We start from the raw sequence: 18,517 nt of genomic DNA on the forward strand, positions 1-18,517 counted from the left end.
AGTTTTGCGGGAAATAATCGCTGTCCTCAACCGTTGCCAACGATGCTCTGCTCAAGAAGTTTAAGCGCATCCTTTTTGGTAAGTTCGGTTGGATTGCCGCCTGCTGTCGGATCAACAATTGCCATTTCGGCAATCAGATCCTTGCGGGCGTCGTCCATCTCCAGCCCCTTGATGAATTCCGGCAATGTGTTCGGCACGCCGAGGTCCTTACGCAGCTTCACAATGGCAGCGACGAAGCCGTCGAAACCGCCCTTGATGCCCAGATAATCTGCAAGCCGCTCAATCCGCTTTTCGATCGCGGCGCGGTTGTGGTGCAGCACATAGGGCATGAAGACGGCATTGGTCATGCCGTGATGGGTGTCGTAGAGCGCGCCAATCGGATGCGACAGCGAATGGATCGCGCCGAGCCCTTTCTGGAAAGCGGTCGCGCCCATCGCGGCAGCGGCCATCATATTGGCGCGCGCTTCGATGTTGTTGCCGTCGGCATAGGCCTTGGGCAGATTTTCGAAAACGAGGCGGATGCCTTCAACCGCAATGCCGTCTGCCATGGGGTGGAAGCCCGGTGCGCAATAGGCTTCAAGGCAATGCGCCAGCGCATCCATGCCGGTGCCTGCCGTGATGAAAGGCGGCATGCCGGTGGAGAGTTCCGGATCAGCGATCACGGTAACCGGCAGCATTTTCGGGTGGAAAATGACCTTCTTCGTGTGGGTGGCTTCGTTGGTCAACACGCCTGCGCGGCCTACTTCCGAGCCGGTGCCGGCGGTGGTGGGAACGGCGATCACCGGCGCGATGGCATTGCTGTCGGCGCGGGTCCACCAATCGCCAATATCTTCGAAATCCCAGACCGGGCGCGTTTGGCCCGCCTGAAAGGCGACCAGCTTGCCCAGATCGAGCGCCGAGCCACCGCCGAAGGCGATGACGCCATCATGTTTGCCATCCTGGTAGACCTTGACGCCCGCATAGAGATTGCTCTCAACCGGGTTGGGCTTTACGTCGGAAAACACGCCATACTGAACGCCCGCCGCATCGAGAATGGCCAGCGTGGAAGCGACCACGGGAAGTTTCGCCAGACCCGGATCGGTGACGAAAAGCGGACGCGCAATGCCTGCCGCCTTCAAAACGGCTGGCAGTTCCTTGATGCGCCCGGGTCCGAAAAGAACGGTGGTCGGGAAGTTCCATTTAGCGGTCAGTGTCGTCATATCAATTGCTTTCAAAGTGGGGCAGAACAGGGATCAGTTCAGATTTTTTCACGCAGATGGAAGGATTTTGGTCGGGTCAGATTGCCGTAGCCAATCGGCGAAAGGGAAGCGCCTTTGCCCGTATCCTTGACACCCGTCCAGACAAGGCCGGGATCGAGATAATCGCAACGGTTCATGAAAAGTGTACCGGTTTCGATGCGATCGCCCAACGCCGCGGCGCGGTCGGTATCCGTGGTCCACAGTGAAGCGGTCAGTCCATAGATGCTGTCATTCATCAGGGCGAGCGCTTCTTGATCGTTGCGCACTTTCATGATGCCGACAATGGGGCCGAAACTTTCCTCGCGCATGACGCTCATCTGGTGATCAACGTGGGTGAGCACTTCCGGCGCGACATAGGGCGAACCGGCCACATCATGATCGACCTTCATGTTCACATGCGCCTTGGCGCCCTTGCGCAGCGCTTCGGCCTTTTGCTCGCGAATGAGATCGGCGAAACGCGCCTGCGCCATCGGTCCAAGCGTCGTGCCAGCATCCAGCGGATTGCCGACAACATATTGGCGCGTCAGATCGATGAAGCCGTCGACAAAGCGATCATAAACATCTTCGTGCACATAGATGCGTTCGATGCCGCAGCAACATTGACCCGAATTGAAGTAAGCGCCATCGACCAGATTGGCCACGGCGTGGTCCAGATTGACGTCCGGCAGAACATAGGCCGGGTCCTTGCCGCCAAGTTCCAGTCCCATCGTCATGAAGGTGCCTGCGGCTGCCTTTTCGATGGCTCGTCCGCCGCCGACCGATCCTGTGAAATTCACATGATCGACCGTGCCCGAAGCCAGCAGTTTTTCGGTGGAGGCATGATCCAGAACGATATTCTGGAAGACACCCTTGGGCAGTCCGGCCTTCTCAAACGCCTGTGCGAAGCGTTCACCAGCCAGAAGTGTCTGCGTTGCATGTTTGAGGATGACGCTGTTACCCGCCATCAGGGCCGGAATGATGGTATTGACGGCAGTGAGGTAAGGATAGTTCCACGGCGCAATCACCAGAACGACGCCAAGCGGCACATGTTTGACATAGCGGCGGAAGCCGTCTTTCGGCGCTGGGAGATAAGGTTCCAGCGCTTCCCCGGCAATGTCGATCATGTACTGACCACGTTCCTGAACGCCGCCATTTTCGCCGCCATAACGGGTCGGTCGCCCCATTTGCCAGGCAATCTCCGGCACGATTTCATCCTGCATCGCGGCAAGCGCTGCAAGCGCAGCACGGCAATAACGCGCCCGCTCTGTTATGCTCAATTCGGCCCAGGCAAGTTGAGCTGTGCGCGCGGCAGCAACCGTGGACTGGATGGCGGTTTCGCTCAAAAATGGGCGCTCGGCATAAACCGAACCGTCGATAGGCGAGATGATCTTGGCGGTGCCGCTCATCGGGCATGTCCTTCATATGTCATTCGAGATGGTGGCCGGTCAGTAGCGTTCGAAGCCGCGATGCAGTTCCCAGTCCGTGACACGACGATCATATTCGATCTGCTCCCAATGGGCCGTGTGAACATAATGGTTGACCACATCCTCACCGAGCGCCTCTTTCAGGAAAGACGAGTTCTTGAGAGCAAGGGCGGCTTCGCGCAGCGTATAGGGAATTTCCTTCAGTTTCACCGCGCCATAGGCATCGCCCACGAAAGGCTCTTCCAGTTCCAGCTTTTCATCGACGCCCTGAAGCCCGGCGGCGATCAGCGCTGCGAAAGCGAGATAAGGATTGAGGTCGGCCCCGCCGATACGGCATTCGATACGGATCGCCTTGGTGCCTTCGCCGCAGAGACGGAAGCCCGCCGTGCGGTTGTCTTCGCTCCAAGTGATCTTGGTCGGCGCAAAGGTGCCAGCCTGAAAGCGCTTGTAGGAATTGATGTAAGGCGCAAGGAAATAAGTGTAGTCGGTCGCATATTTCAGCTGTCCCGCCACCCATGACCGCATCAGCGGCGTCATCGTATGCGGTGCTTTCGGGTCGAAGAAGAGCGGCTCCTTGCCGTCGGCGCTCCAGACGGAATTGTGCACATGGCTGGAACTGCCCGCTTTGTTGTAATCATATTTTGCCATGAAGGTGATGCATTTGCCGTGCTGTTCGGCAATGTCCTTCATCGCGGTCTTCATGATCACATGCCGGTCGGCCATTTCCAGCGCCTCGGCATAACGCACATTCAGCTCTTCCTGACCCGGGCCCCATTCGCCCTTCGAGTTTTCGACGGGAATGCCTGCCGCAGCCAGTTGATTGCGCATGGCGCGCAGAACCGGCTCTTCTCTGGTGGTGAGGTGGATCACATAGTCCTGAATATATGGCGAGGCCGTTTCCATGGCCTGCCAATGCTTGTTGCGGGCCGTCTTGTAGGACTCGTCAAAGATATAGAATTCCAGCTCGGATGCGAAATAGGCGCGATAGCCGCGCTCATGCAGGCGGGCGAGCTGCTTTTTCAAAATAGCGCGTGGCGAATGGGCCAGATCGTGATGGTGGTGATCCTGCACGTCGCAAAGGATGATGGCAGTCTTTTCCAGCCATGGCGCAAGCCGGATGGTGGAAAGATCCGGCTTCATGACGAAGTCGCCGTAACCCTTGTCCCAGCTTGCGGCCTCGTAGCCCGGCACCGGCTCCATGTCGATATCATCGGCAAGGAGATAGTTGCAGCCATGGGTTTCGTCATAGGCGGATTCCACGAAGAACGGCGCATAGAAGCGCTTGCCGATCAGGCGCCCCTGCATATCCACGATGCAGGCGAGAACCGTATCGATATCTCCGGCGGAAACGGCTTTCTTGAGTTCTTCAAACGATAGGGATCCAGCCATTCTTGTGCTCTCCAAAAATTATCCGATGGGAAGCTCTGGCCGGATGAACCGGCCAGAGTTGCTGGTTAGTGGGCAGTTTCGCCGACGGCTCGTTCTGCGGCTGCGATTTCAGCCGCACGTTTGGCGATCCGGTCGCCAACCGGCGGGCCCTGGAAGCGCTTGTTCTCGACGGTCAGCCAGAGAACACCGGCAAGCAGGACGAAGCCGACAACGATCCACAGCACCTTGTCGTTTGGCGGCTGCACGGCGATGTAGAAGATCACTGCCATGCCGACGACCGAAAGGAATGTCACCAGCTTGTAGAGGCCACCCGACATCGCCCATGGTCCCGGGTTCGGCCATTTCGGCGTGCCATAGGCGAAGATCGCCAGAACGAGCGGAATGGTGAAGGACAGGAACAGGAAGACGAGCGTCGAGTTGACGACGATGGTGTAGAGGTTGGTGCCGCCGATGGAGACGAACTGCGCCGCGAAAACATAGATGATTTCGAGGAAGGCAGCAGTCCAGATCGCGGCAACCGGCGTGCGGTATTTCGGCGAGACACTGGCGAGCGTCTTGGAGCCGATCGGCATGCCGTCATCGCGAGAGAAGGCGAACAGCATGCGTGATGCGGACGTAACCGTCGCCAGACCGCAGAGAAGCTGCGTGATGACGATGGCGAAATAGATCACATTCTTCAGCGGTCCGGGCAGGATAGCGTCCATGGTACCGAAGAACATGCCCCAGCCTTGTGCGGCGGCTGCATTCATGTCCGGGATCGCCAGCGTGATGGCGCAGATCATGATCCAGCCGACGAGCGAAGACCAGAACACAGCCGATACGATACCGCGCGGAACCGTATGGGCTGCCTTGATGGTTTCCTCGGAGGTGTGGGCCGAGGCGTCATAACCGGTGATCGTATAGACCGGCAGCAACAGGCAGAGCAGGAACAGGTAGCCCATATTGTCGCTTTGCGGGAAGACTTCGCCGCCCGCTGCGCCGGAATAGTTGGTGAAGGTCCACAGACGCGAGAAATCCAGCGCTGGCGCATAGACCAGACAGCCGACGACCAGAGCGGCAGTGGTGACGAAGATGATATAGCCCGAAATGTCGGTCAGGAATGTCGTAACCTTGATGCCGAGATGGTTGAACAGGGCCTGCCCGATTGTGATGATCGAGACAAAGAGCACGATATGCCCGGCCGAGGTGTCCATGCCGATCAGGTGGCCGAACGTCCCCTGAAAGAAGAAGGCGGTGCCGATATTGATCGCGCCCAGAACGGTGATCAGCCCGAGCAGATTGAGCCATGCGGTCAACCAGCCGGTGAAACGGTTACCGAGAATGGACGCCCAGTGATAGAGGCCGCCAGCGGTCGGGAAGGCCGAAGCGATCTGCGCCATCGACAGGGCGAACATGCCGGAAATCAGACAGCCGACAATCCAGCCAATACCTGCGCCGGCGCCGCCGACCGAGGAAATAGCCTGGGCGAAGGAGTTGATACCGCCAGACAGGATGCAGATGATGGAAAATGAAATTGCGAAGTTCGAAAATCGGCTCATGGAACGTTGCAGTTCCTGAGCGTAACCCATGCCATGCAGGACTTTGATGTCCTCGCTTTTATCTTTATCGGAGTAATCTGAGCTCATGGTTGTTCCCCTTTGATCTCTGCTCTCTACTCACTCATGCGGATGGTACTTTCAGTCTTCTTCTCTTGTCATAAAACCTGATCAGGCTTTCAGGTTGCGGAAGATTTCCGCAAGCCGTGAAGCCCATGCTGTCTGCGCCTTTGCGTCAGCGATTTCGTTATTGCGGATTTCGATCATGGCGCAGGGCGCATTGCGCGGGCGCGCATGGCGTTCCAACGTGTAATAAACGCGGTCGGAAGGCGCATAAGGCTCGTTAACGCCCACATTGAGCGCGGAATCCTGCTTCAGTGCTTCAATCAACGGTTTGGCCACGCGATCATCCGCATCGTGAATGATGCCGATTTGCCAGGGCCGCGCCACATCGCGATAGACAGGCGTGAATGAATGGATCGTGACGATCCATGATGGCAGGCCGCGTGCTGCACGCGCCGCGATCAGTTGTTCAATGCGCGCATGAAACGGCCGATGCGACAGGTCGATTCGCGCCGTGCGTTCGAGCGAGTTCAGCTCGTGATTGCCCGGAATGACGGTCATCTCGCTGACTTCCGGAATGAGGTCCGGCGCGTCGAGCGGTCGATTGCAATCAATCAAAAGGCGCGACAGACGCGACTCAACCAACGGCGCGTCGAGCGCGGTGCTGAGATGCCGTGCAACCTCAACCGCACCGGGGTCCCAGGCGATATGGGCGCGCAGGGCATCTTCGCCCAGACCCAAACCGTCGAAACGTTCCGGCACATGATTGGAAGCGTGTTCGCAAACGAAAAGCCAGGGGCTTTGCCCTGTTTCGTTGACGACAAAAACCGGCTCATGCGAAGCCGGGCGTTCCTCTCGCTCGTCCGCCATATGTTTGTTCCCTGCGCTGTAACTTATGTTACGTTTTTTAAAATTCTGCGCTATTGCGGATTATTTGATACGCCGTATGATAATTTGTCAAATATAATTTGGCTCACAATTCACAAGTGTTGTCGGGCCGAAACGTCGAATGGAAAACGCTTTGTCGGAAACCGCCAGCGTCGCCGAACGCATCAATGAACGGATCGATACGATGCCCGCCGGAGAGCGTGCCGCAGCCCAGACATTGATCGCCAATTACCCGATGCTGGGATTGAAGACGGTGGCGGAATTTTCGGCGCAGGCAGGGGTCAGTTCACCGACGATCCTGCGTTTCGTGAACCGGCTCGGTTTCCAGAACTATCCCGAGTTTCAGGCGCATCTGCAAAACGAGCTTGCGGCGCAATTGCAGTCGCCGCACCATCGCAATGAACACTCGGACAAAAGCCCGGACACGGCCTATCCGGCAGTGGAACACACGCAGGAAAATATCCGCGAAACGTTCCGTCACCTTGGCGCCAAGCAGTTGCGGCAAGCGGTGGCAGCGCTTTCGAACGCCAAGGGCAATATTTATCTGATCGGCGGTCGCTTCACCGACCCGATCGCGCAATATATGACGGCGCATATGACGATCATCCGTCCGCATGTGTTTCATCTTGGCGGACAGGAAAGTATCTGGCGCGACAGGTTGCTCGATATGGGCAAGCGCGACGTGCTCGTCGTTTTTGACATTCGCCGCTATCAGGACAGTCTCCTGAAGCTTGCGGAAAAGGCGCGGGCGCGAGGCGTGGAGGTCATTCTCGTGACCGACCAGTGGCTGTCGCCGATTGCCCGTGTTGCACGCCACGTGCTGGCTGGCCGCACGGCTGTACCCTCCGCATGGGATTCGTCGGCGGCCCTGTTCGTGCTGGCCGAAACCCTCATTCGCGAAATGACGCGGATGCTGGAAAAGGACAGCGCCGCGCGCATTGCCGAACTGGAAGGATTGCGCTGATTTTGCCGAAACGGCGTTCAACTCGTTTCAATAGTGTAACTTTACGTTACTGAGTAGTCGAGAAAAGCTATTTAAGTCATTGCTAACGTTGCGTTAGGTTCTGGTTCCTCCCAACCAGAAAATATCCAGAAATTATTAGCAACATGGCTACAACCTATTCTCTTCCGGATTTATCCGGCATTCTCCCCGCGCGCAAAATAAAGGTAGGAAAAGCTGGCTTCGCCGATCGCTGGCGCATGCTTTTTCTGGCGCTTATTTTCCCTGTCATTTCGTTCGTCGTGGTCTGGGCCTGGGGTCCGGGCCTCTATGCAGATTATCAGATCAAGCAGGATCCGGTGGTGATCGAAGATGCCACCATTTTCGACGGCAATTGCCGGACAAAGAAGATGATCACCGACTGCAAGGCCAATATCTCCTATGAGTATGAAGGCGAGCGCCTGATCAAATCCGTCGATTTCTCTTTCGTCAGCTTTTCAAGCGGCGATTATGAAACCGATGTCGTGATGCAGAAATCGCACCCTGAAAATGTCACGCTGTCGCTGGCTCTCGATGAGTTCTGGAACCGCCTGACGGTGGGCGTCGTCCTGCTTGGCATCATGCTTGGCTGCTCTGTCCTGTTCATCAAGCGTTTTCTCAACATTTCGAAGACGGTCGGCGCCGCGAAAAGCGAAGCGGAATTGCAGCTCTACTGGGCGAAAATTCTTTCGCGCAAGGACAGCATGGGCAAGTCGCGCATCGGTTACAGCCCGCTGACCGGCGTGAAAAAGCCGCCGCACATCGTGACCGTTTTCGGCAAGAAGGAAGCGCCTTTCTTCCATTATGACGAAAAGAGCGATGAGACATTCGGCGTTGTCGCAGCGCATCCGGATGGCACGTTGCCGATCCTTCTCGATGAACAGCTTGAGCGCCTCGAACTGACGCCTGAAGAACGGGCAAAGGCGGAAAACGCGCTCGGCAATCTGGCGACTGCATAACAACAAAAAGCGCCGCCTGTTTTCAGGCGGCGCTTTGCTATTCAAGTACCGATGCGGCTGACTTCAGTCAGCCAACCCACAGGCGCGCAAAAACAGCGTCGAGACTTCTTTTTCGATGCGCTCGAAATCCAGCGGGTCGTCTTTGCCGACTTCCATCATGCTGCGCACCTGCGTTTCAAAATCGGCATAATGCTGTGTCACCGCCCAGATATGCATCTGGAACAGCAGCGGGTCGACCGGCTTGATACGGCCGGTATCCACCCATGACTGGATCAGCTTGACCGCGCGATGGGTGGCGGTGACATGCTTGGTCCAGTGGCGGCTGAGATAGGGCGCACCATTGGCGATTTCTGTGGTGAAAAGCCGCGACGCTTTCGGGTTCTTCTGGCTGTAGTCGAGTTTCGCCCGGATATATTGGCGTATCACCTTGGCCGGGTCGTCTTCCGCGCTGGCATCAAGGAAGATATCCTCCCACTCATCGAGGATGAAGACGATGATGTCCTCGTAGAGTTCTTCCTTGCTGGAAATATAATAATGCAGCTGCGGCTTGGTCAGGCCAGCGCGGTGCGCAATGCCCTGTGTGGATGCGCCAACCAGACCCTTTTCCGCAAATTCATCGATAGCAGCGGTGCGGATCGCGCCGAGAATGCGCCGCCGGCGGTCGAGAACCTTGTCCCGTCCGGTCGGCTCGATGTCGTCATTCTCGTCGTCGATCGTCATATTTGTAACCGTGGTCAGAGGAGAAGCCGCCGGGCATTTCAGAAACGCGGGGCGGCTTTCCGTTTTCGTTGGGGGGACTTACTGGCCCAGCTGCTTTTTGATGTCGAGGCCTGCGCCCTTATTGACGAAAGCGTCGGTTGCAACCTTGCTCATGTCGAGTTCTTCACCACTGACGATGCCGGACTTGCGCGCCAGCTCGTAGAACGCCTTGACGCGGTTCATGTCGATGGCGCCAATGCCCTTGGTGACCGCGTCGCCGCTGTCGATCAGCTGAAGTTCCTTGAGATTAGCCAGTTCGGCGTCGAGCGTTTCCTTGCTCATATCCGCATTGTCCTTGAGGATCATCTCATAGGCTTTGCTGTGGTCGCCATACATGAAGTTGACCCAGCCTTCGATGGAAGCCGTTACGAAACGCTGCACAAGGTCAGGGTTCTTGTCGACCAGCTCCTGACGCGTTTCGATGGTGTTCGCATAAGTGTTGTAGCCCTCATCGGCGAGCAGGAACGTCTTGACCTTTGCGCCTTCCTTGGCCGCATAAAGCGGTTCGGCGGTCGCATAGGCCTGCTGCACGGTCTTCTTGTCGCCGAGGAATTGGGCGAGGCTATAGCCATAGGGGCGCAGCTGTTCGTCCTTGAAGCCGAATTCCTTCACCAGCCAGGGCCAGAACGAGAACTGGCCGTCCTTGGAAATCAGGATCGTCGGTGCGTTCACCAGATCCTTGAAATCCTTGTATTCGCCGTCATGCGCCATCAGCGCCTGCGGGTCCTTCTGGTAGAAGGCAGCCACAACCGTGGTCGGAACGCCATTGGCGACATTGTTGAAGGACAGGAGCAGATTGCCGGTGAGCAGGAAGTCGAGGCGGCCTGCGGCCAGCATCGGACGGTTGTTGACCTGCGGTCCGCCCATCTCGATCTTTACGTCGAGGCCGTATTTTTCATAGGTGCCATCGGCGAGCGCCTGATAGAAACCGCCGTGACCGGCCTGCGCCAGCCAGTTGGTGCCGAGCGTCACCTTGTCGAGCGCAAAGGCCATCTGTGCGGAAAGGCCGAGCGAGAAAGCGGCTACTGCCGCAAAGAGTGCTTTTTTCATTCGTTTCGTTCCCCTGTTATCAGTTCGAAAGTGCCATGTCGGCGGTCCAGCCGCGCGTTTTGCCGGGATTGAGCAGACCGTAAGGATCGGCCAGTTTCTTGAATTCGATCTGCACGCCGTCGATCTCCTTCATGCCGCCATCCTCGATGGTATAGGCATGGGGATCGTAGATGTCGCAACCGTCGACCTGTTCCAGCTCGGCGATGAGATTATACATCGCATCACGGTCTTCGAAGCGGACGAGCGGCAGGCCAAAAATCTGCACTTCGCCTTCAAGGCGCGCCATTTCATGGTGCATATATTGCGTGTCGCCATAACGTTCGATCTGGCGATTGACCAATGCCGGGTCGAAGGGGCGCGGATAGGCAACCTGAAGATAGGTCCAGCCCGGTTCCGCCTTCAGCGCCTGAAGCGTGGTGTGGTTCCAGCCACATTCATAGGCAGGCTGAAGGCCAGCCTTGTGCAATTCCTCCAGTGTCATGGAGAACGACACCTGACCGTTGAATTCGGTCGCGAGTTCTGCGAAGCGCTCGCGCTCCTCCGGCGCGATCATGGCGAAAACGGCATCCTTGTCGGATGGGAACAGATCGCCGAACTTGGTGTAGAAGCGCGCAAAGCGACGATCCACAGTGGTCAGAAGATAGCAATCCAGATTTTCTTCCAGCGCCTTGAGGCAGAAGTTCAGCGTTGCTTCATAGCTATCGAAAAGCGCCGCGGTATGGATCCAGTCGGTCGCCTTGGTCAGCCCGATTTCCAGCTCCAGAATGATGCCGTTGGTTCCATAGGCATGCTGGACCTTGTGGATATCGCGGCCCGTCAACTCGATGATTTTCGGTTCCGGCTCGACGGTCAGAACCTTGACCGAATAGACATTGCCATCATCGCGCAACATGCCGTGGCGCAGCGAGCCGATACCGCCCGAACCGCCGGAGAAGAAGCCGCCAATGGTGGCGATGCGGCGGGTGGACGGATACATCAGCAGTTCCTGTCCGGTTTCGCGCACGGCATCGTCAAGACGCGAAATGCGTGCACCGCCTTCAACGCGCACCTTGCCCGGCTCGATGGCGATGATGCGGTCGATCTTGGTCATGTCGAGAATGACGCCGCCTTCAAGGGGCACGCACTGGCCGTAATTGCCGGTGCCGCCGCCGCGAACCGTGATCGGAATGCGCAGTTTCGCAGCTGCCGCCGCCACGCGGCGCACTTCGTCCTGATCCTTCGGAATAACGACGAGGTCACCGACATAGTGGCCGATATCTTCGGTCAGGATCGGGCTGTACCAGAAGTAATCGCGGGAGCGCAGCTCGACCTGCTTGGGGTCGTCATAGATGCGGATGCCGTCGATTTCGGCGCGGAATGCGGCCCAGTCATAGATGCGCTGCGGGGCGACAGAATTCATGGGTTTCTCCCGTAAACATGGTCCGAAACAATGCCGTCGCGCCAGACACGGCGGAGGGCTTGCGGACGGCTGATGAGATCGTTGAGGTCTTCGGCGTCGTGCCAGATGAAATTGGCGGCGCCACCTGCTGACAGCACCTGCACGCGCTCGCTCCTGATCAGGCGTGCGGGCAGGGTGGTGATGCTGTCGAGCCATGCGTCTGGCTCCAGATGGCAGACAGGCGCTGCAAGGCGCAGGATCGCAAGCGGATCATAGTCGCCATAGGGGTAGAAGGCATCGCGCACATTGTCGGAGCCGAGCATGGCTTCAACACCAGCCAGTCGTGCTTCTTTCAACGGAGCCACGCCACGAAGACGCGGCGATTTTCCGCCGATCCGGTCTTGCAGATAGAGATTGGTGGTGGGCAGCGAGACAAGCGCGACGCCTGCTTGCGCGGCGGCATCGAGAATGCGGGTCAGTTCATCCACAGTTCGCAGCGAAAGCGAGCAGGCATGGCCACACAGCACGCGGCCCGCCATGTGATGCCGCCGGGCGGCATCCACGATCAGCGAAAATCCGTCGGCTTCGACATCCAGACCTTCATCGACATGAAAGTCGAGATCGAGATCGTTTTCGACAGCGAGAAGAAACATTTCCTCGATCTTGGCTGCAAGATCGGCATTGCGATAGAAGAACGCGCCCAGCACGCCGCCATCGGCTTTCACCCGGGTCGCGATATCACGACCGGCTTCCAGCACCAGATCGCCGTGGACGAGGGCCGCGAGTTGAAGGTCGATGCGGTCTTTCCATTCCTGACGCAGTTCGTTGAGAACAGGCCAAGCAGTCGGAACTTCCGGGCTCGTCCAATCCACATGGCTGCGAATAGCGCCGACGCCCTGCACGAAAGCCGCCTCAAGGCCGCGTGTGGCGCGGGCGCGGATGTCTTCGGCATGCCAGTTCTGGCGGTCGGTGTTCATCAGGTCGATAGCGTCGAACAGGCATTCGACCTTGGTGTCGCCATTCTGTGCAATGCGCTGGATCGTGAATGTCTTGTCGAGATGCACATGCACATCGGCCAGAAGCGGCGTCACACACCCGCCGCCGGTCGACTGCGACGGCGTGATCGCGGCAATACGGCCATGCTCGACATGCAGGTCATATCGGCCCGGACGGCCTGTAATGGCAACGCCTTGTAGCGTGTCAGCGGGCTTCATCTTAGCGATCTCTGCGGATTTCGCTTTCGTGCCAGCGTCCAAGGACAAGGCGCGACAGCCAGCTGGTGATCAGGAAGATCACAATGCCGAGCAGCGAGACGAGGAAAAGTGCTGCAAACATGCGCGGGATTTCATTGCGGAAGCTCGATTCGAGAATACGCGATGCAAGGCCGGTGCTCTGGCCTGCGGTGCCAGCGACGAATTCAGCCACCACAGCGCCGATCAGCGACAGGCCACCGGCGATTTTCAAGGCCGCCATGAAATAGGGCAGAGCGCTCGGAGCCAGCAGATAGCGCAGGCGCTGCCACGGCGAGGCGCGATAGAGCTTGAACAGATCACGCAGATTGTGGTCGGCGCTGCGCAGTCCGATCACCGTGTTCGACAGGATCGGGAAGAAAGCGACAATCCATGCGCAGATGAGCAGGGCCGAGAAAGTATCGCGCACATAGATCAGGATAAGCGGTGCGATGGCGATCACCGGCGTCACCTGAAGAATGACGGCAAAGGGGAAGAAAGCCATTTCAATCGGGCGCGACAGCGCAAACACCATGCCGAGCAGAACGCCGCCAATAATGGCGCAGGCCAGCGAGATCAGCGTCAGCTTGACGGTGAACCACATGGAGGCCATCAGCGACGGGCCATCCTTGAAAAGCGTCTCGGCAATCAGCGACGGAGCCGGGATCAGGTAATGCGGCACTTCATAGAAGCGCACCAGACCTTCCCAGATGCCGAGCGCGATGATGATCGCCAGCGTCGGCATGAGAATGCGGAGGTTGCGCTCGCGCCGCGCGAGACGATCCTGTTCGGAATTGAGGACTGGCAGTTCGTTTTGCATCTGGTTCATTTGCATGTCCTCAGTGATCGATATCTTCAGAGGAAAGCGTCGCGGTCAGCGTATCGGAAACCTTGGCGCAATATTTCGCGTAAGAATCCGTGGTGCGGTAGTTTTCAGCCCGCGGATAAGTGCCGATGATGGGAATATCGGCCACGACACGGCCCGGACGCGCCGCCATCACGATCACGCGGTTGGAGAGATAGACCGACTCGTAAACGCTGTGGGTCACGAAAATCACAGTCAGCCCGTGCTCCTGCCAAAGGCGCAGCACGTCATTATTGAGCTTGAAGCGTGTCATCTCGTCGAGCGCTGCAAAAGGCTCGTCCATCAAAAGCAAACGCGGACGCGTGACCAGAGCGCGCGCAATGGAAACGCGCATTTTCATGCCGCCAGAAAGTTCACGCGGAAACGCATTGGCAAAGCGTGACAGGCCAACCTGCGTCAGCACCTCTTCAATGCGGGGTTTGGCTTCCTTGCGCGAAACACCGGAAAGCCGCATCGGCAGATAAACATTGTCGTAGACGCTGGCCCAAGGCATCAGCGTCGGCTCCTGAAAAACGAAGCCGATGTCCTGCGCGCCTGAAGGGCCCTTGCCGGGGGCGTGGCCATTGACGCGAATTTCGCCCGCCGAAACCGATTCCAGTCCGGCGATCATGCGCAGAGCCGTGCTCTTGCCGCAGCCCGAAGGCCCAAGAAAGCTGACGAACTGGCCTTGCTCGATCTTGAGCGACATGTCGTTCACGGCCATGACGCCCGTGCCGTACTGCTTGTAGACACCGTTGATGTCGATCAGTGGTGACTGGTTCTGCGAGTTGGGGGCCACGCTCATCGTCCTTACCAGGCAGGTTGGTTATTGAGCCAGGAGAGCGGCGCGCGCTCAATCTCGCCCAGCGCTTCAATCAGCCGGTCGGCAGCGAAATCGATGGTCTTGCGGCCCTTTTCGGCGGTTGCAATCGATGCATTGCCGGCTGCGCCATAGGCGTTGATGTCTTGCATCTGCCATGCGGGCTTTGCGCCGCCGCCGAGGCTGATATGCTTGTAGTCGTCGGCAAAAACTTCAGTCAGCGCGCGGAAATCCTGCGCCTTTTCCATGACCACCAGATCGGGATGCATTTCCAGCATCACCGATGTTTCCATGTCGCCAGCATGAATGCCATGCTTCAGGTCGTGCTCGCTGTAAACGCCATCGGGCATGCCAAGGCCGAACCAGTTGAGGCAGAAGACCATCATATTATGCTGCACGCGCAATTCGCGGGCAACAATGTCCATCACCGGAATATTGCCGCCATGGCTGTTGAACAGCACCATCTTGCGCACGCCGCTTGCCGCCACGCATGCGCCGATCTCACACCACATGCGGATGACCGTCTCGACTGAAAATGTCAGCGTACCGGGATAGCGCTTGTGTTCATTGCTCTTGGCGATGGCCTGTGTCGGCAGGAACAGAACATTGCTTGTATCGGGCAGCCGCTTGATCAGCTCCGCCACCATGCCGTCGGCGACGGCTGCGTCCACACACATCGGCAGATGCGGTCCGTGCTGCTCGATTGCGCCAACGGGCAACACCACCACGAGCTTGTCGCGCTCGAGACGCGAAAACGCCTCGCTGGTGTAATCGGACCAATATCGTTTCAAGGCGGCGCTCCAAGTTTGTTTGGCGTATTGAAGCAGGAACCTTACTAAACAATCTGACCGATTGGTCAAACTAAATGTTTAAAAATCGCGGGCGGCGTGTAATTAAGATGTGAATCCGTGGTAGATGCGCCACGCGACAGACCAGCACATGACTATGATGCGCGGAAATTTCCGGAGGTCCTATGGACGAGAGATGCATTATTATAGGCGCGGGCCATGCGGGCTCGCAGGCCGCAATCAGCCTTCGTCAGGAAGGCTATGCCGGAGACATTGTCCTCATCAACGATGAGGCGGATATTCCCTATCATAAGCCGCCGCTTTCCAAGTCTTATCTCAAAGCGCCGGAACATGGCGGCCTGGTGCTGCGTCCGGAAAGCGCCTATCGCGACAACAATATCGAGATGCTGTTCGGGCATCGGGTCGAGGGCGTGTCGCCGACCGGGCGCACGGTGACCCTTGATGACGGCCGCGTGCTGAACTGGTCCGATCTGGTCTTTGCAACGGGTGCCCGCGCGCGCATTCCCGATATGCCGGGCATCGATCTTGACGGCGTGGTCACGCTGCGCCGGATGGAAGATGCGCGCCGCATTGCCGATCTGATGCCGACGATCAGCAATGTTGTGATCATCGGCGGCGGATTTATCGGGCTTGAAATGGCGCATAGCGCGCTGGCGCTCGGCAAAAACACCGTGCTGATCGAAGCAGCTCCGCGTGTTCTCGGTCGCTCGGTCGCGACGCAAATCTCCACACATGTCGAAACGCGCAGCCGCGCCGCCGGTATCACGCTGCACACCGGGCTTGGTGTGATAGCAATTGAGGGCGAAAACGGTCGTGTAACGGGCGTGAGGACCAGCGATGGGACCGTTTTCCCGGCGGATATAGTGGTGATCGGCACCGGCGCGCTGCCGAATGTGGAACTTGCCGCTGCCGCGGGACTGGCCATCGACAATGGCATTGTCGTGAACGACCATATGCGCACATCCGCGGACCATGTTTACGCCATCGGCGATTGTGTGAGCTACGATCATTTCCATGCCGGTCGTCGTGTGCGGCTGGAATCGGTGCAGAATGCGACCGATCAGGCCAAGCATGTGGCCCGCAGCATTGTCGGTCGCGCCACGCCGTTCCGCGAAGTGGCTTGGTTCTGGTCCGATCAGGGCGACATGAAGCTTCAGACGGCAGGCCTGTCGTTTGAAACCGACCGTCATATTCTGTCGGGCAATCCCGACGATAATGCCTTTTCGGTTTTCCATTTTGCCGGTGACAGGCTGGTTGCTGTCGATTCCATCAATCGTCCGGCGGATCACATGATCGCCCGTCGTCTGCTGGCTGCCGGTATCAATCCCACGGAAACCGATATTGCGGCGGGTGCGCCCCGTTTGAAGGAACTTCTGGCCAGCGCGCCCAAATCATAAGGATTATTCGATGAGCACTTTGCAACATTTGCTGCCCGCCGACATGGCCGCGCCTTTCGCGGCCTATAGCCACGGCGTGAAGGTGAAAGCTGGCGCCGAACTGGTATTCTGCTCGGGCCAGCTTGGCATTGCGCCGGACGGAAGCGTGCCGGAAGATGCAGGCGCGCAGGCAGAGCTTTGCTTCGAGAATATCCGCCGCATCCTGCGCGATGGCGGCATGGAGCTTTCCAATGTCGTGCGCATCAACGCGTATGTGACAGACCGTGCGCATATGCGTCCTTATATGGACGTGCGCGACCGGCTGTGTCCACACCCAGCGCCAGCGTCGACATTGATGATCGTTTCCGGCTTCACCCGCGAGGAATTCAAGGTCGAAATCGAAGTCGTCGCAGCGCTCTGATTCTTTACGCGTGACAAGAAGGCGTATCGCCTTTGCCTGAAATGGGTGGTAGGTTTGCACAGCATTCTCCACTCCCTTCAGGCCTGTTCATGTCAGAATTTCAGTCTTCCGCTGCGATGCGGGAACCTTCGCCGCGCTCGTCCGAGCGTATGGCGGAACTCGCGCTTGCCATTGGCGGTTTCGGCATCGGCACCGGTGAATTCGCCATCATGGCGCTTTTGCCGGATATTGCCCGCGATCTCAATGTATCGATCCCGCAGGGCGGGCATCTCATCAGTTCCTATGCGCTGGGCGTGCTGATCGGCGCGCCGGTTCTGGCGGTCATTGGTGCGAAGCTCGACCGGCGCAAGCTGCTTTTCCTGCTGATGGGCCTCTTTGCCTTCGGCAATCTCGCCAGCGCTTTCATGCAGGACTATTCCAGTCTTTATATGATGCGCTTCATCGCAGGCTTTCCGCATGGCGCTTATTTCGGCGTTGCATCGCTGGTTGCCGCATCGCTGGCCGAGCCGGGCAAGCGCGCGCAGGCGGTAGGGCGTGTGATGATGGGTCTGACGATTGCCACACTGTGCGGCACGCCGCTGGCGACATGGCTGGGGCAGGTGGCTGGTTGGCGCGCCATGTTCGGCTCTGTCGGCCTGATTGCCATTCTGACGATGGTGATGGTGACGCTTTATGTACCCAGGCTGCCCGCAGCTGAAGGCGCGTCGCCGCTGCGTGAACTGGGTGCGCTGCGCCGCAGGCAGGTGCTGCTCACGCTTGCCATTGGCGCCATCGGCACCGGCGGGCTGTTCTCCGTCTTCTCTTATGTCGCCGCCACCGTGACGGAGGTTTCGCATATCGATGTGAAATGGATGCCGCTGGTCTTCGTCATGTTTGGTCTCGGCATGGTGCTGGGCAATATTGTCGGCTCCCGGCTGACTGACCGTTCCGTCATGGGAACCGTCGGGATCGTGCTGCTTTACGACATGGCGGTGATGCTGGCCTTCCCGCTGCTGATGCAGCATCCACTCACTGCTTTCCTCAATGTGCTTCTGGTCGGTGGTGGCTTCGCGCTGGTGCCTGCACTGCAAACCCGTCTGATGGACGTGGCCGCCGATGCACAGACGCTTGCAGCGGCGCTCAACCATTCAGCGCTCAATCTGGCCAATGCACTCGGCGCATGGCTCGGCGGTTTAGCGATAGCATGGGGCTATGGCTGGACATCGACCGGTACGGTCGGCGCGCTGTTGGCTCTGGCCGGTTTGGTTGTGTTCGGAATTTCGATGCTGCTGGATCGGGGCACGGCGACGACGCTTGCCTCGCAGGAAGGCTGACCGGCCATCCAAGCGGTCCGTAAAAACAAAAACACCCGTCGCGGGAGGAGCGACGGGTGCTTAT

Annotated in this window: 17 protein-coding genes; 5 read left to right on the forward strand and 12 right to left on the reverse strand. The window is 58.2% G+C overall.

Annotated elements, in window-relative coordinates:
• Positions 1–26: 26 nt before the first annotated feature.
• The 5 genes from FHW00_RS02705 to FHW00_RS02725 all read right to left on the reverse strand — a co-directional run bounded on the left by FHW00_RS02705 (position 27) and on the right by FHW00_RS02725 (position 6,498).
• A complete protein-coding gene (locus FHW00_RS02705; protein ID WP_078336773.1) occupies positions 27–1,199 on the reverse strand; it encodes an iron-containing alcohol dehydrogenase in 1,173 nt (390 codons plus the stop codon).
• 38 nt (positions 1,200–1,237) lie between these two features.
• Positions 1,238–2,623, reverse strand: a complete 1,386-nt coding sequence (locus FHW00_RS02710; protein WP_078336774.1) for an aldehyde dehydrogenase family protein — start codon at positions 2,621–2,623, stop codon at positions 1,238–1,240.
• A gap of 39 nt (positions 2,624–2,662) precedes the next feature.
• Entirely contained in the window at positions 2,663–4,030 is a 1,368-nt protein-coding gene (locus FHW00_RS02715; RefSeq protein WP_078336775.1) for a glutamine synthetase family protein, read from the reverse strand.
• Between the two features lie 65 nt (positions 4,031–4,095).
• Complete coding sequence (locus tag FHW00_RS02720) at positions 4,096–5,655, reverse strand: amino acid permease (RefSeq protein ID WP_113533412.1); 1,560 nt, start codon at positions 5,653–5,655, stop codon at positions 4,096–4,098.
• Between the two features lie 81 nt (positions 5,656–5,736).
• A complete protein-coding gene (locus FHW00_RS02725) occupies positions 5,737–6,498 on the reverse strand; it encodes an N-formylglutamate amidohydrolase (protein WP_078336776.1) in 762 nt (253 codons plus the stop codon).
• A 139-nt stretch (positions 6,499–6,637) separates the two neighbouring features.
• On the opposite strand from FHW00_RS02725, the gene FHW00_RS02730 reads away from it, so the two are divergent.
• Positions 6,638–7,480, forward strand: coding sequence for a MurR/RpiR family transcriptional regulator (locus FHW00_RS02730; RefSeq protein WP_078336777.1), 843 nt, complete (start codon positions 6,638–6,640; stop codon positions 7,478–7,480).
• A gap of 143 nt (positions 7,481–7,623) precedes the next feature.
• Positions 7,624–8,454 carry a hypothetical protein gene (locus FHW00_RS02735; RefSeq protein WP_139364318.1) on the forward strand — a complete coding sequence of 277 codons (831 nt, stop codon included), beginning with the start codon at positions 7,624–7,626 and terminating at the stop codon, positions 8,452–8,454.
• 63 nt (positions 8,455–8,517) lie between these two features.
• Here the strand turns inward: FHW00_RS02735 and FHW00_RS02740 are convergent, their stop codons facing one another.
• The 7 genes from FHW00_RS02740 to FHW00_RS02770 form a co-directional block, all read right to left on the reverse strand.
• A complete protein-coding gene (locus FHW00_RS02740; RefSeq protein ID WP_078336779.1) occupies positions 8,518–9,174 on the reverse strand; it encodes a TetR family transcriptional regulator C-terminal domain-containing protein in 657 nt (218 codons plus the stop codon).
• A gap of 78 nt (positions 9,175–9,252) precedes the next feature.
• Entirely contained in the window at positions 9,253–10,263 is a 1,011-nt protein-coding gene (locus FHW00_RS02745) for an ABC transporter substrate-binding protein (RefSeq protein WP_078336780.1), read from the reverse strand.
• Positions 10,264–10,282: 19 nt separating this feature from the next.
• Positions 10,283–11,662: an FAD-binding oxidoreductase gene (locus FHW00_RS02750; RefSeq protein WP_078336781.1), complete on the reverse strand. Its 1,380-nt coding sequence runs from the start codon at positions 11,660–11,662 to the stop codon at positions 10,283–10,285.
• A complete protein-coding gene (locus tag FHW00_RS02755; RefSeq protein WP_078336782.1) occupies positions 11,659–12,855 on the reverse strand; it encodes an amidohydrolase family protein in 1,197 nt (398 codons plus the stop codon). The genes FHW00_RS02750 and FHW00_RS02755 overlap by 4 nt, the downstream gene beginning before the upstream one ends.
• Position 12,856: 1 nt before the next feature.
• Positions 12,857–13,699 carry an ABC transporter permease gene (locus tag FHW00_RS02760; protein WP_176168275.1) on the reverse strand — a complete coding sequence of 281 codons (843 nt, stop codon included), beginning with the start codon at positions 13,697–13,699 and terminating at the stop codon, positions 12,857–12,859.
• A 10-nt stretch (positions 13,700–13,709) separates the two neighbouring features.
• Positions 13,710–14,519, reverse strand: a complete 810-nt coding sequence (locus FHW00_RS02765; RefSeq protein ID WP_078336783.1) for an ABC transporter ATP-binding protein — start codon at positions 14,517–14,519, stop codon at positions 13,710–13,712.
• A gap of 5 nt (positions 14,520–14,524) precedes the next feature.
• Positions 14,525–15,325, reverse strand: a complete 801-nt coding sequence (locus FHW00_RS02770) for a creatininase family protein (protein ID WP_078336784.1) — start codon at positions 15,323–15,325, stop codon at positions 14,525–14,527.
• A 182-nt stretch (positions 15,326–15,507) separates the two neighbouring features.
• Between FHW00_RS02770 and FHW00_RS02775 the strand changes: the two genes are divergently transcribed.
• From FHW00_RS02775 to FHW00_RS02785, 3 genes are all read left to right on the forward strand, one after another.
• Positions 15,508–16,740, forward strand: a complete 1,233-nt coding sequence (locus tag FHW00_RS02775) for an NAD(P)/FAD-dependent oxidoreductase (RefSeq protein WP_078336785.1) — start codon at positions 15,508–15,510, stop codon at positions 16,738–16,740.
• 10 nt (positions 16,741–16,750) lie between these two features.
• Positions 16,751–17,140 (forward strand): RidA family protein, encoded by a 390-nt coding sequence (locus FHW00_RS02780; protein ID WP_078336786.1) that lies wholly within the window; start codon positions 16,751–16,753, stop codon positions 17,138–17,140.
• A gap of 89 nt (positions 17,141–17,229) precedes the next feature.
• Positions 17,230–18,453 (forward strand): MFS transporter, encoded by a 1,224-nt coding sequence (locus FHW00_RS02785; RefSeq protein WP_078336787.1) that lies wholly within the window; start codon positions 17,230–17,232, stop codon positions 18,451–18,453.
• The last annotated feature ends 64 nt before the right edge of the window (positions 18,454–18,517 follow it).

The organism is Ochrobactrum sp. P6BSIII (genome assembly GCF_014138065.1).
Classification (GTDB): Bacteria; Pseudomonadota; Alphaproteobacteria; order Rhizobiales; family Rhizobiaceae; genus Brucella.